At 72.3% G+C, this 13,634-nt stretch carries 13 protein-coding genes; 12 read left to right on the top strand and 1 reads right to left on the bottom strand.

The genetic code is table 11. The annotated features are described in order from the left end of the window. Window positions 1-23 precede the first annotated feature (23 nt). From ACLBWP_RS11460 to ACLBWP_RS11490, 7 genes are all read left to right on the top strand, one after another. Window positions 24-986, top strand: coding sequence for a helix-turn-helix transcriptional regulator (locus ACLBWP_RS11460; protein ID WP_447655295.1), 963 nt, complete (start codon window positions 24-26; stop codon window positions 984-986). Window positions 987-1,181: 195 nt separating this feature from the next. Further along, a complete protein-coding gene (locus ACLBWP_RS11465; protein ID WP_243560840.1) occupies window positions 1,182-1,271 on the top strand; it encodes a potassium-transporting ATPase subunit F in 90 nt (29 codons plus the stop codon). After that, on the top strand, window positions 1,271-2,953 hold the full coding sequence (gene kdpA, locus ACLBWP_RS11470) for a potassium-transporting ATPase subunit KdpA (protein WP_447655296.1): 1,683 nt from the start codon (window positions 1,271-1,273) through the stop codon (window positions 2,951-2,953). The genes ACLBWP_RS11465 and kdpA overlap by 1 nt, the downstream gene beginning before the upstream one ends. Continuing rightward, window positions 2,950-5,046: a potassium-transporting ATPase subunit KdpB gene (gene kdpB, locus ACLBWP_RS11475; RefSeq protein WP_447655297.1), complete on the top strand. Its 2,097-nt coding sequence runs from the start codon at window positions 2,950-2,952 to the stop codon at window positions 5,044-5,046. The genes kdpA and kdpB overlap by 4 nt, the downstream gene beginning before the upstream one ends. 3 nt (window positions 5,047-5,049) lie before the next feature. Further along, entirely contained in the window at window positions 5,050-5,652 is a 603-nt protein-coding gene (gene kdpC / locus ACLBWP_RS11480) for a potassium-transporting ATPase subunit KdpC (RefSeq protein ID WP_243560846.1), read from the top strand. 127 nt (window positions 5,653-5,779) lie between these two features. Continuing rightward, window positions 5,780-8,272 carry an ATP-binding protein gene (locus ACLBWP_RS11485; RefSeq protein WP_243560848.1) on the top strand — a complete coding sequence of 831 codons (2,493 nt, stop codon included), beginning with the start codon at window positions 5,780-5,782 and terminating at the stop codon, window positions 8,270-8,272. 13 nt (window positions 8,273-8,285) lie between these two features. Continuing rightward, complete coding sequence (locus ACLBWP_RS11490) at window positions 8,286-8,966, top strand: response regulator (RefSeq protein ID WP_447655298.1); 681 nt, start codon at window positions 8,286-8,288, stop codon at window positions 8,964-8,966. A 24-nt stretch (window positions 8,967-8,990) separates the two neighbouring features. Here ACLBWP_RS11490 and ACLBWP_RS11495 read toward each other — a convergent pair whose 3' ends face one another. Beyond that, complete coding sequence (locus ACLBWP_RS11495) at window positions 8,991-9,836, bottom strand: helix-turn-helix transcriptional regulator (protein WP_447655299.1); 846 nt, start codon at window positions 9,834-9,836, stop codon at window positions 8,991-8,993. A gap of 108 nt (window positions 9,837-9,944) precedes the next feature. On the opposite strand from ACLBWP_RS11495, the gene hxlB reads away from it, so the two are divergent. From hxlB to ACLBWP_RS11520, 5 genes are all read left to right on the top strand, one after another. Then, entirely contained in the window at window positions 9,945-10,517 is a 573-nt protein-coding gene (gene hxlB, locus ACLBWP_RS11500) for a 6-phospho-3-hexuloisomerase (RefSeq protein ID WP_447655300.1), read from the top strand. A 29-nt stretch (window positions 10,518-10,546) separates the two neighbouring features. After that, entirely contained in the window at window positions 10,547-11,170 is a 624-nt protein-coding gene (gene hxlA, locus ACLBWP_RS11505) for a 3-hexulose-6-phosphate synthase (protein ID WP_243560856.1), read from the top strand. Window positions 11,171-11,272: 102 nt separating this feature from the next. Beyond that, window positions 11,273-12,349: a bifunctional GNAT family N-acetyltransferase/class I SAM-dependent methyltransferase gene (locus ACLBWP_RS11510; protein WP_243560858.1), complete on the top strand. Its 1,077-nt coding sequence runs from the start codon at window positions 11,273-11,275 to the stop codon at window positions 12,347-12,349. Further along, the gene (locus ACLBWP_RS11515) at window positions 12,346-13,089 is read left to right on the top strand and encodes an alpha/beta hydrolase (protein ID WP_243560860.1); all 744 of its coding nucleotides are present in this window, start codon (window positions 12,346-12,348) and stop codon (window positions 13,087-13,089) included. The genes ACLBWP_RS11510 and ACLBWP_RS11515 overlap by 4 nt, the downstream gene beginning before the upstream one ends. Continuing rightward, the gene (locus ACLBWP_RS11520; RefSeq protein WP_447655301.1) at window positions 13,089-13,631 is read left to right on the top strand and encodes an AAA family ATPase; all 543 of its coding nucleotides are present in this window, start codon (window positions 13,089-13,091) and stop codon (window positions 13,629-13,631) included. Before ACLBWP_RS11515 ends, ACLBWP_RS11520 begins: the two co-directional genes overlap by 1 nt. Window positions 13,632-13,634: the final 3 nt, after the last annotated feature.

The following is a 13,634-nucleotide window of genomic DNA, read 5'->3' on the forward strand; positions in this document are numbered from 1 at the left end:
GCTTCTCGACGGATACTGGATCCATGGCCGGCCCGTCCTCCCGCATGCTCGCGCTGCTCTCCCTGTTGCAGGTGCGCCGGGACTGGCCGGGCGACGTGCTGGCCGAGCGGCTCGAGGTCAGCCCGCGCACGGTCCGGCGTGACGTCGACCGGCTCCGCGCGCTCGGCTACCGGGTGCAGGCGCTCAAGGGGCCAGCGGGCGGCTACCGGCTGTCCGCGGGGTCCGAACTGCCGCCGCTGCTGTTCGACGACGAGCAGGCCGTCGCCATCGCGTTGGCCTTGGCGGTCGCACCGGCTTCGGGTGCGGACATCGCCGAGTCGGCAGCGCGGGCGCTCGCCGCGGTCCGCCAGGTCATGCCCGCGCGGCTGCGGCACCGCATCGACGCGGTCGACGTCGTGACCACGCCCGGCACCACCGTGGTCGACCCGTCGGTGCTGGTCGCCGTCAGCGACGCGGTGCGCACCGAGCAGGTCCTGCGGTTCGACTACGCGTCTGCGCAGGGGCAGCCCGACAGTTCCCTGTCGCGTCGGGTCGAGCCGCACGCCGTCATCGCGCGGAACGGCCGCTGGTACCTGCTCGCGTGGGTGGACGAGCACCGGGACTGGCGGACCTACCGGATCGACCGGATCACGCCGAGGGCACCGACGGGACGCCCCTTCACCCGGCGCCCCGTACCCGGTGGCGACCCGGCAGCGTTCGTCGCTGCCCGGTTCAAGGGCTCGTCCGGCGCCGACGTCTGGCCGTGCCGGGGGACCGTCGACCTGCAGGTGGCCGCTCGCGTCGTCGCGCCGTACCTGGACGCGGACGCGGTGCTCGAGGAGACCGGGCCCACATCGTGCCGCCTGACGACGGGGTCGTGGTCGTGGACGGCGCTGATCGCGCAGATCGCCGGGCTCGACACCGACTTCACCGTCGTGGGACCGCCGGAGCTCCGCGAAGCGGCGCGGGCGTCAGCGAACCGCATGCGTCGGGCGGCGGGGCGTTAGGGATCCGTCAGGACCGGCATGGAGGTCCGGTGCCGGATCCAGCATCGGAACCGGCACCACACACGGTGCCGTCCACGGCACCCGCCGTGGAACCGATGAACTCCAGGAGTCCCACGTGTTCGACGTCTTCGTCGTCGCCGGTGTCCTCGCCGTGTTCGGCGTGGTGGCACTGATCGCCAAGGGGGTGGAGCGACTGTGATCGCGATCACCATCGTCGCCGCCGTCCTCGGCATCGCCGCGCTCGTCTACCTCGTCTGGGCGCTCGTGCGCCCCGAGCAGTTCTGATGGGCACCGCTTCGACGTGGGCCGGCATCGCCCAGGTCGCCCTGCTGGTCCTGCTGCTCGTCGTCGTCCACCGTCCGCTCGGCGACTGGATGGCGCGGCTGTACGAGTCGCAGCACCACGGTCGCGTCGAGCGCGGGATCTACCGCGTCATCGGCGTCGACCCCGACGCGGAGCAGTCCTGGCCCGCCTACCTGCGTGGCGTGCTGCTGGTCAGTGTGGTGGGCGTGTTCATCGTCTACCTGCTGCAGCGCATCCAGGTCGTGCTGCCCGGTGACCTCGGGCTGCCGGCCGTCGGTCCGTCGCTGGCGTTCGACACGGCGGTGTCGTTCGTGACGAACACGAACTGGCAGTCGTACTCGCCCGAGGCCACCCTGGGCTACTCGGTGCAGATGGCCGGGCTCGCGGTGCAGAACTTCGTGTCCGCCGCCGTCGGTCTGGCCGTCGCCGTCGCCCTGGTGCGCGGGTTCGCCCGTCGTCGCTCCGGCACGCTCGGCAACGTGTGGGTCGACATCGTGCGCGGCACCGGTCGACTCCTGCTGCCGCTGGCGTTCGTCGCCGCACTGGTGCTCGTCGCCGGCGGTGTCATCCAGTCGTGGGGCAGCGGCACCGACGTCACCACGCTGGTCGGCGGCACGCAGCACATCCCGGACGGGTTCGTCGCGTCGCAGGAAGCGATCAAGGAGCTCGGCACGAACGGTGGTGGCTACTTCAACGCGAACTCGGCCCACCCGTTCGAGAACCCGCAGGCGTGGACGAGCCTGTTCGAGGTCTTCCTGATGCTCGCGATCCCGTTCTCGTTGCCGCGCACGTTCGGCCGCATGGTCGGCGACCGCCGTCAGGGGTACGCGATCCTGGCCGTGATGGGGCTGATCTTCCTGGTCTCGCTGTCGGTCATGTCGATCGCCGAGCTCGGCGGGGGCGGAGCGGCAACACACGCCGCCGGTGCCGCGATGGAGGGCAAGGAGGTCAGGTTCGGGATCCTCGGTTCGACGCTCTTCTCGACGGCGACGACGTCCACCTCGACCGGTGCCGTCAACGCGATGCACGACAGCTACACCCCGATCGGCGGGATGATGACGCTGCTGAACATGATGTTCGGCGAGGTCACCCCAGGCGGTGTCGGATCCGGCCTGTACGGCATGCTCGTGCTCGCGGTGATCACGGTGTTCATCGGCGGCCTGCTGGTCGGCCGGACGCCCGAGTACCTCGGCAAGAAGATCCGTGCCCGCGAGATGACCTTCGCCGCGCTGTACATCCTGGTCACCCCGACCGTCGTGCTGCTCGGGACCGCGCTGTCGCTCGTGATCCCCGGTGTCCGCGAACAGGTCCTCGGCACCTCGGTGTTCAACCCCGGCAACCACGGACTGTCCGAACTGCTCTACGCGTTCACCAGCGCCGGCAACAACAACGGCTCGGCGTTCGGCGGGCTCACCGCGAACACCACGTGGATGAACACCGCGCTCGGCGTCGCGATGCTGCTGGGCCGCTTCGTGCCGATGGTGTTCGTGCTGGCGCTCGCCGGTTCGCTCGCCCGGCAGGACAAGGTGCCCGAGACCGTCGGCACCCTCCCCACCCACCGGCCGCTCTTCGTCGGCCTGCTCACCGGTGTCGCCGTCATCGTGACCGCGCTCACCTACTTCCCGGTGCTGGCACTGGGACCCCTCGCAGAAGGACTGTCATGAGCACCGTGACCTCCGAGTCGGAACCGCGCACCGCCGCGGAACCGGCCACCCGCTCGTCCGCCTTCGGGCCCCGCCAACTGGTGGCGGGCCTCCCGGGCGCCCTGCGGAAACTCGACCCACGCCTGATGTGGCGGAACCCCGTGATGTTCCTGGTCGAGGTGGGCGCAGCCCTGACCACGGCCGCGGCGTTCGTCGACGCGTCCGCCTTCACCATCGCGATCGCGATCTGGCTGTGGCTGACGGTCGTGTTCGCGAACCTGGCCGAGTCCGTCGCCGAGGGGCGCGGCAAGGCGCAGGCCGACACCCTGCGGAAGACCCGCTCGACCACGAGCGCCCGCCGTGTCCTGGACTACGACACCGCCAGTCCCGCCGCCACGGACAACGCCACCGAGGACATCGCCTCGGTCGACCTGGCCAAGGGCGACGTGGTGGTGGTCGTGGCCGGCGAGGTGATCCCGGGCGACGGCGACGTGATCGACGGCATCGCCTCGGTCGACGAGTCCGCCGTCACGGGCGAGTCCGCCCCGGTCATCCGCGAGTCGGGCGGTGACCGCAGCGCCGTCACGGGTGGCACCCGCGTGCTGTCCGACCGGATCATCGTGCGCATCACGTCGACCCCCGGCGAGACCTTCATCGACCGCATGATCCGCCTGGTCGAGGGCGCCGCCCGGCAGAAGACGCCGAACGAGATCGCGCTGAACATCCTGCTGGCGTCGCTGTCGATCGTGTTCGTGATCGTCTGCCTGACGATGCAGCCCATCGCGGGCATGGTCGGGTCGACGGTCAGCATCACGGTGCTCATCGCGCTGCTGGTCTGCCTGATCCCGACCACCATCGGCGCCCTGCTGTCGGCGATCGGCATCGCGGGCATGGACCGGCTCGTGCAGCGGAACGTGCTGGCGATGTCCGGCCGCGCGGTCGAGGCCGCCGGGGACATCACGACGCTGCTGCTCGACAAGACCGGCACCATCACGTACGGCAACCGTCGGGCGTCCCGCGTGGTGCCCGTCCCGGGTGTGACGGTGGGCGAGCTCATGGCGGCTGCGGCGTTGTCGAGCGCGGCCGACGGAACCCCCGAGGGGCGGTCGATCGTCGACCTGGCGGTGGCCGACGGCGTGACCGCGGGCCTGCCGGCCGGTGCGGTCGAGGTGCCGTTCACCGCGAACACCCGGATGTCCGGCGTCGACCTGACCGACGGCTCCCAGGTGCGGAAGGGTGCCGCTGCGGCAGTACTCGCCTGGGCCGGAACCCCCGATGCCGGTGTGGTCAGCGCCATCGATGCCACCGTCGCCGAGATCTCCGACCAGGGCGGGACGCCGCTCGTCGTCGCCCGCCGAACCCCGTCGGGCACGGTCGACCTGCTCGGCGTCGTGCACCTGAAGGACGTCGTCAAGGACGGTCTGGCCGAACGCTTCGGCGAGCTGCGCAGCATGGGCATCCGCACGGTGATGATCACCGGCGACAACCCACGCACCGCCGCCGCGATCGCTGCCGAGGCCGGCGTCGACGACTTCCTGGCCGAGGCCACGCCCGAGGACAAGCTCGCGCTGATCCGCCGTGAGCAGGAGGGCGGCAACCTCGTCGCGATGACCGGCGACGGCACGAACGACGCCCCCGCGCTCGCCCAGGCCGACGTCGGCGTCGCGATGAACACCGGGACGACCGCGGCGAAGGAGGCCGGCAACATGGTCGACCTGGACTCGGACCCGACCAAGCTCATCGACGTCGTCCGGATCGGCAAGCAGCTGCTCATCACCCGCGGGGCACTCACCACGTTCTCGATCGCCAACGACGTCGCGAAGTACTTCGCGATCATCCCGGCGATGTTCCAGCTGGCCTTCCCGGGCCTGGCCGCGCTCAACGTCATGGGCCTGCACAGCCCCTCGTCCGCGATCCTGTCGGCCGTCGTGTTCAACGCGCTCGTCATCGTGGCGCTCATCCCGCTGTCCCTGCGTGGCGTCAAGTACCGCGCAGCCTCGGCGTCGTCGATCCTCGGCCGCAACCTGCTCGTCTACGGGCTCGGCGGCGTGATCGTCCCCTTCATCGGCATCAAACTGATCGACCTCGTGGTCGGTCTCCTCCCGGGGTTCTGACTCATGGCAACCAGCTCTCGTTCCTTCCTCCGCAGCACCGGTGTCGCAGTGCGGCTCATGGTCCTGGCGACCGTCGTGCTCGGCATCGCCTACCCCCTCGCCGTCTGGGGTGTCGGCCAGGCTGCCTTCCACGACCAGGCGAACGGCTCGATCGTGTCGCAGGACGGCACGCCCGTCGGGTCGTCGCTCATCGGGCAGTCCTTCACCGGCAAGCAGGCTGACCGGTGGTTCCAGTCGCGCCCGTCAGCCGCAGGCGAGCAGGGCTACGACGCGAACGCCTCGTCCGGCTCGAACCTCGGCCCGTCGAACCCCGACCTGACCAAGGCCATCGAGGCGCGCAAGGCCGCGATCGCCAAGGCCGACGGGGTGTCCGCCGCCGACGTGCCGGCGGATGCGGTGACGGCGTCCGGCTCGGGCCTCGACCCGGACATCAGCCCGGACTACGCCCGCCTGCAGATCGCCCGCGTGGCGTCGGCCCGCGGGCTGAGCGAGTCGGTCGTGCGGAAGCTGGTCGACGAGCACACCGAGTCGCGGCAGCTCGGCGTGCTGGGCGACCCTGCGGTGAACGTGCTCGAGCTCAACCTGGCGCTGGCGAAGGCCAGCTGACCGATCGCACCCCTGTGCGGACGTCGCGCCACCGCACACCGGGGCGCGATGTCCGCACAGGGGTGCGACGCCACGCCCCGATCACCACACCACCGCACCGCACGAGAACGCGCGAGAGGATGAGCACGTGAAGCGAGGGAAGCTGCGGGTCCTGCTCGGGGCCGCGCCCGGCGTCGGCAAGACGTTCACGATGCTCGAAGAGGGGCGCCGTCTGCGTGACGAGGGCCGCGACGTGGTCGTCGCCGTCGTCGAGACCCACGGCCGTGCCGCCACCGCCGCGCTGGTCGAGGGGCTCGAGCTCGTGCCCCGCCGCGTGGAGTCGCACCGCGGCGTCGAGCTGGACGACATGGACCTGGCTGCGGTGACCGCACGACACCCCGACGTCGCCCTGGTCGACGAGCTCGCCCACACGAACGCGCCCGGCGGCCCGCACGACAAGCGGTGGCAGGACGTCGAAGCCCTGCTCGACGCGGGCATCGACGTCATCTCGACGGTGAACATCCAGCACATGCAGTCCCTGGGTGACGTGGTGCGCGAGATCACCGGCACCGTGCAGCGCGAGACCGTCCCCGATGCGGTGGTGCGGGCGGCCGACCAGATCGAGGTCGTCGACCTGTCGCCCCAGGCCCTGCGCGAGCGGCTCTCCGAGGGCCTGGTGTACCCGGCCGCCCGGATCGACGCGGCCCTGTCGAACTACTTCCGTCTGGGGAACCTGACCGCGCTACGCGAGATCGCCCTGCTGTGGCTGGCCGACGAGGTCGACGACGCGCTGAAGCGCTACCGCGCCGAGCACGGCATCGAGCACCGGTGGGAGGCCCGCGAGCGGGTCCTCGTCGCGCTGACCGGCGGTCCCGAGGGCGAGACCCTGCTGCGCCGGGGCGCCCGCATCGCCGCCCGGTCCTCCGGCGGCGAGCTCGCGGCCGTGCACGTCACCACGAACGACGGCCTGCGCGAACGGCACCCCGGCGCGCTCGGCAAGCAGCGCGCCCTGCTCGAGCAGCTCGGCGGGACGTACCACCAGGTGGTCGGCGACGACGTCCCGAGCACGCTGGTGCGCTTCGCCCGGTCGATCGACGCGACGCAGATCGTCATCGGCGTCAGTCGTCGCAGCCGATCGGCCGCAGCGCTCACCGGCCCGGGCATCGGCAACACCGTCATCCAGGAGTCCGGCGACATCGACGTGCACGTCGTCACGCACGAGCGCGCGGGCGGCGGCATCGCGTTGCCCCGGCTGGGTGGCAGCCTGTCGCGTGGGCGGGTCCTGGCGGCGTTCGGCCTGTCGATCGTCGTCGGGCCGCTGCTGACCTGGCTGCTGTCGTTCGGCACGGACCCGGACGCCATCACCGTCGACGTGCTGGCCTACCAGCTGCTCGTGCTCGTCGTCGCCCTGGTCGGCGGGATGCTGCCGGCCGTGTTCGCCGCGGTGCTGTCCGGGCTCAGCCTCGACTTCTTCTTCGTGCAACCGCTCTACCGGGTCACCGTCCAGCAGCCGTGGCACCTGGCCGCCCTGGTCATGTACGTCATCAGCGCGGTGCTCGTGAGCTTCGTGGTGGACCGGTCGGCGCGTCGCTCGCGGACCGCTCGTCGCGCGGCGGCCGAGTCCGGGCTGCTCATCGGCATCGCCGGCAGCGTGCTGCGCGGGGACGACGCCCTGCAGGCGCTCGTCGACCGCACCCGCGAGGCCTTCGGCTTCGCCGGTCTGCGTGTCCGGCAGGGGGACCTGGTGCCGGCCACGTCGGGGACGTTCGGCGATGCGCCGGACGCCACCACGAGCCTCCCGTCGGGAGCGGTCCTGGAGTTCGCGGGCGCTCCAGACGACCCGACCCAGCGCCGGCTGCTGCGCGTCGTCGAGCAGCAGATCGACGCGGCGGTCGAGCACCGCGAGCTGACCCGCACCGCGGTGGACGCCGAGCGCATCGCCGCGGCCGACCGGGTGCGGAGCGCGATCCTCGCCGCTGTCGGCCACGACGTGCGGCGGCCGATCGCGGCCGCCTCGGCGGCCGTGCAGACGCTCCGTGCCAGCGACATCGCCCTGTCCGAGACCGATCGGGAGGCCCTGCTCGCCACCGCCGACGAGAGCCTCGGCCAGCTCGCGGTGCTGCTCGGCGACCTGCTCGACGTCTCGCGGGTGCAGGCGGGGGTGCTCGCCGTCACGGCTGTGCCGCTCCCGTTGGAGACCGTGGTCGCGCCCGCCCTCGACGAGCTGGAGCTCGGCCCCGAGGACGTCGACCTCGACCTGCCCGCCGAACTCCCGCCCGTGATGGCGGACCCGGTGCTGCTGCAGCGCGTCCTGGTGAACCTGCTGGCGAACGCGGTTCGGTTCTCGCCCGAGGGCACCAGCGTCCGCGTCGCCGCGAGCGCGTTCGGCGGCGGCGTCGAGCTGCGCATCGCCGACCACGGCCCGGGCATCCCCGAGACCCAGCGCGACGACGTGTTCCAGCCCTTCCAGCGGCTCGGCGACACCGACAACGAGACCGGGCTGGGACTCGGACTGGCCCTGGCGCGCGGGTTCACCGAGGGCATGGGCGGCACGATCGAGGTCGACGACACCCCGGGCGGTGGGCTCACGATGGTCGTGCGGCTGCCGATCGCCGGGCACGTGGGAGTGGAAGCACGATGATGGCCGGACCCCGATGAAGATCCTGATCGCCGACGACGACCCGCAGCTGGTGCGTGCCCTCGGGGTGACCCTGTCCGCGCGCGGGTACGACGTCGTCACCGCGCGGGACGGCCGGGCCGCGATCGACGCGGTGATCACCGAGCGACCGGACCTGGTGATGCTCGACCTGGGCATGCCGCGGCTGGACGGCATCGGGGTGCTCGAGGGCATCCGGGCGTGGTCGCAGGTACCGGTGCTGGTGCTGTCGGGACGGACGGACTCGTCCGACAAGGTCGACGCGCTCGACGCCGGCGCGGACGACTACGTGACGAAGCCGTTCCAGATGGACGAGCTGCTCGCCCGGCTCCGGGCACTCGGACGACGTCGTGCCACGGCGGGGGCGGATGCCGCGCCGGCCGTTCGCATCGGGGAGCTCGTGGTGGACCTCGTCGCGAAGCAGGTCACTCCGCCGTCGGGTCCGGCGATCCGGCTGACCCCGACCGAGTGGCGGCTGCTCGAGGTGCTGCTGGCGAACCCGGACCGGCTGATGACGCGCGAGATGCTGCTCACCGAGGTGTGGGGCCCGTCGCACGGCACCGACTCCGGGTACCTGCGGCTGTACGTGGCGCAGCTGCGGCGGAAGCTCGAGCCGGACCCGTCGTCGCCGCGGTACATCGTCACCGAGTCGGGGATGGGCTACCGCTTCACGCCCTGACGGCGCGGGCGCCGCGGCGCGCGGTCACCGGCTGCCGACCCCGGTCGCCGCGAGTTCGGCGCGGGTGCGTGCCCCGCGCTTCCGGAGCAGGTTCGCCACGTGGTACTTGACCGTGTTGACGCTGATCCCGAGCCCGTCGGCGATCTCACGGTTGCCGACGCCCGTCGCCACCAGGCGCAGCACGTCCTGCTCGCGCGGGGTCAGGTCGTCGCCGTCGGAGAGCTCGACCGTGCCCGGGGCCGGGTCGAGCGGCAGTGCGATGTCGAGCACGGACCCCCACGCGGGCGTCGAGGCGACGTCGAGCCGCCCGTCGAGGGCGACGACCCGCTCGGCGATGGGGCGCATCACGTCGTCGTGCACGTCGAGCGTCCCAGCACCGTCGTCGCGCAGCTGCATGAGCAGGTTCCGGCCGTCGCAGTCCCACTGGATCCGGACACGGTGGGCCTCACCCGCGTCGACGAGCGCGAGCACCGCGGTGCGGACGATCGCCCGGGCGGCGTGCGCGACGTCCCCGGGCAGCGCGCGGCCCGTCGCGGGCGGTTCGACGAACTGCACGTCGAGGTCACCGAACCGGACGAGTGGTCGCAGGTCGGCACGCAACCGCGAGAACGCCCCGGTCACCGGTTCGAGCAGGGCGCCGCGCTGACGATCCGTGACGGTGCGCAGGTCCACGAGCGCCGCCGAGGCGATCTCGACGGCCTCGGCCCGGGCGGCGGCGTCGCCCACCCGCGATGACCGCAGGACCGCGAGCACCGACTCCAGGGTCAGCGCGTGCCGGTCGGCTTGCTCGGCGACGGTCCGTGCGTGCTCGGCGGCGGCGAGGCGTCCGCCGGGGTCGACCCGGGCCTCCAGATCGGTCGTCGTGTCCACGCTCCGACCGTACGCGTCCCACCCGAGTGGGTGGGCCCACCCGTTCGGACGGGAGCCCTGCCGTGTCGGGTAGCGGCGCACACGAGCGGACAGGACGAGCCTTGTTGCATGTCCCACCCCACGTTCTCGACCTCCCTCGACGTCATCGTCCGCGAGCTCGACGACCTGGTCGCCGGGCTGCGCGACACCGACCAGGCGCCGTTCGACGGCGCCCTCGACCTGCTCGCCGACGCCGACCGGGTGTTCGTGCACGGCGCCGGCCGATCGGGTCTTGCGCTCCGCATGACTGCCATGCGACTCATGCACCTCGGCCTGCAGGTGCACGTGGTCGGCGAGGTCACCACTCCTGCGATCCGTGCGGGTGACGTCCTGCTCGTCGCGAGCGGCTCCGGCACCACGACCGGCATCGTGCAAGCAGCGAAGACCGCGTCGGACCAGGGCGCAAGCGTCATCGCGATCTCGACCACCGACGACTCGCCGCTGGCCGAGCTCGCCACCGTCACCCTCGTGCTGCCGGCCGCCACCAAGACCGACCGCTCGGGCACCGCATCGGCGCAGTACGCCGGCGGACTGTTCGAACAGGCGGTCGCGCTGCTCGGTGACGCGCTCTTCCACACCCTCTGGACCCGCGGCGACCAGTCCGCCGACGACCTGTGGCCCCGCCACGCCAACCTCGAATGACTCCGCTGAACCGAACGAAAGGCACCACCATGCAGCTCCAGTTCGCCATGGACACCCTGACCACCGAGCACGCCCTCGAGCTCGCCGCCGCGGCCGCGCCGCACGTCGACGTCATCGAGCTCGGCACGCCGCTCGTCAAGAGCGCCGGCCTGTCCGCGATCACCGCGATCAAGGAGGCCCACCCGGACAAGATCGTGTTCGCCGACCTCAAGACGATGGACGCCGGTGAGCTCGAAGCGGACATGGCCTTCAAGGCCGGCGCTGACCTGGTCACCGTGCTCGGTGTCGCCGGGGACAGCACCATCGCCGGCGCGGTCAAGGCCGCCAAGGTCCACGGCAAGGGCATCGTCGTCGACCTGATCGGTGTGTCCGACAAGGCCGCCCGCGCCAAGGAGGTCATCGACCTCGGCGCCGAGTTCGTCGAGATGCACGCCGGGCTCGACGAGCAGGCCGAAGAGGGCTTCACGTTCTCGACGCTGCTCGACGCCGGCAAGGAGTCCGGCGTGCCGTTCTCGGTCGCCGGAGGCGTGAACGCCTCGTCCGTCGCGTCGGTGCAAGAGGCCGGTGCGCGCATCGCCGTGGCCGGCAGCGCCATCTACAGCGCGTCCGACGTGGGCGCCGCAGCCGCCGAGATCCGCGCGGCCATCAAGTAACACCACCCACGACCGGTCTGGAGGCGCGACCCACCGCCGCCAGACCGGTCGCGGCCGTCCCGGCGCGGGCCTCGGTCGCGCGATCGGGATAGATTCCGAGGCGTGACCGTGGAACTCCGAGCGCTCGACGCCGACGACTGGCAGCGGTGGAGCCGGGTCCGGCGCGGCGCGCTCGCCGACGCCCCCGACGCGTTCGGGTCACGGCTGGTCGACTGGCAGGACGCCGCCGAGGATCGCTGGCGTGCACGGTTGTCGATCCCCGGTGCGCTCGACCTGGTGGCGTTCGACGGCGACCGGGCCGTCGGGATGGCGAGCGGCGTCCCCGTCGAGGGCGACCGCGCCGAGCTCATCTCGATGTGGGTCGACCCGGCTGCTCGCGGGCAGGGTGTCGCGGGGGCGCTGATCGACGCGCTGGTGCGATGGGCTGCCGGCGCCGGACGCACCGTGCTCGCGCTCGCGGTGATGCCGGACAACGCCCGTGCCCGCCGGGTCTACGAGCGCGCTGGCTTCGTCGCCCTCGACGAACCCGGGGACGTGCTGCCCGACGGTCGCCACGAGGTGCTGATGCGCCGCGACCTCCGCGCCGACCGCACGCTCGACGCCTACGAACGGGCTGCTGCCGTGTACGCCGACCGGACGAGCGCGGATCGTGCGGCGCTGGTCGACGACCTGCTCGCGCTCGTGCCCCGGGGTGCCCGTGTGCTCGAGCTCGGGTCGGGACCCGGCCGCGATGCGCTGGCGCTCGAGGCAGCGGGCCTGCGCGTGGATCGCACCGACGGCGCCCGGACGTTCGTCGAGCGACTCCGGGCCGACGGGCATGCCGCGCGGGTGCTCGACGTGCGCACGGGGATGTTCGGCAGCGGGTACGACGCCGTGTTCGCGAACGCCGTGCTGCTGCACGTCCAGCGGGACGAGCTGACCGGGGTGCTCCGACGCGCGCTCGTCGCCGTCCGGCCCGGCGGGGTCCTCGCGGCGACGGTCAAGCGCGGCGAGGGCGATGCCTGGACCACGGCGAAGGTGGACCGTGCACGGCACTTCACGTACTGGACCGAGGACGCCCTGACCCGGGTCGTCGCCGACGCCGGCTGGGTCGACGTCGACGTCCGCGAGACCACCGCCCCCGGGGCCGACGAGCGCTGGCTCACGGTCACCGCACACCGAGCAGAGGACCACCGATGAACCGAGCACTCCGTTGGACCACGTGGATCGTGGCCGTCATCGTCCTGCTGGTCGTGGTGTTCCTGGTCTGGGCGAACATCGTCATGCAGGGCACCCGGTCCGCGGCGCTGCAGGTGTGGCGCGACGACCGGGTGGCCGTCCGTGACGTCGGCGACTCCGTGCTGATGACCCCGACGGGCTCGGCGAACGGCGTGGGCATCGTGTTCATCCCCGGCGCGAAGGTCGACGCGTACGCGTACATGGACTCGTTCCGGCAGGTCGTGGCGTCCGGCACCACCGTCGTCATCACGAAGCCGACGCTGCACCTGGCGTTCTTCGACCTGCGTCCGATGTCCACGTTCGAGCGGCACGCACCGTCGGTCACCACGTGGGCGGTCGGCGGGCACTCGCTCGGCGGGGTCCGGGCGTGCCAGCTGGCCGATGACCCGGACGTCGCCGGGCTGCTGCTGTTCGGCAGCTACTGCGCGAACGACCTGTCCGGGTCCAAGGTCGACGTGCTGAGCGTGTCGGGCTCCCGCGACGGGCTGTCCACCCCGGCCAAGGTCGACGCCGCCCGTGTGCGGTTGCCCGAGGACGCGACGATGACCGAGATCCAAGGCTCGAACCACGCCGACTTCGGGGCGTACGGCGCGCAGCCGGGCGACCTGACGGCGACGATCCCGCGGTCCCAGGCGCGGGCCGAGATCAGCGCGGCCGTCGAGCGCTGGGTCGAGCAGCTCCGCGCCGGTGCCCTGAACTGATGCGCCGAGCCGTCCTGGTCCACCTGAACGGCATCCCGGCCAGTGGGAAGTCGACGCTCGCCGCAGCATGGGTCGAGCGGCACGCGGCTGCGCTGCCGGTCGCGCTGGACATCGACGTGCTGCGGGGGATGCTCGGCGGCTGGCGGGAGCAGCTGCGCCCCGCGGGCTCGGCGGCGCGAGCCATGGCGACAGCCGCGATGCGCGCGCACCTGCGCGCCGGGCGTGACGTCATCGTCCCGCAGTACGTGCGTGCCGACGGGTTCGTCGACGAGCTCGCGGCGCTCGCCCACGACGAGGGCGCCGCCTTCGTCGAGTGCGCCGTCCGTGCCGACGCGGCTGCGGCCGACCGCCGCTTCGCAGCGCGCGCGGTGTCCGGGCCGACGGTCCACGGCGACCTGGATGGCGACCTGATGGTGGACGTGTTGGCCGACCTGGAGGCCTTCCTCGCCACCCGCGTCCGGCTCACGTGGCTGGGCGGCCTGGACGACACCACCGCTGTCGCGCTCAACGAACTCGACGCGGCCGTCGCCGCCGCGCGCTGACCC

Source organism: Microbacterium sp. M1A1_1b (genome assembly GCF_053345565.1).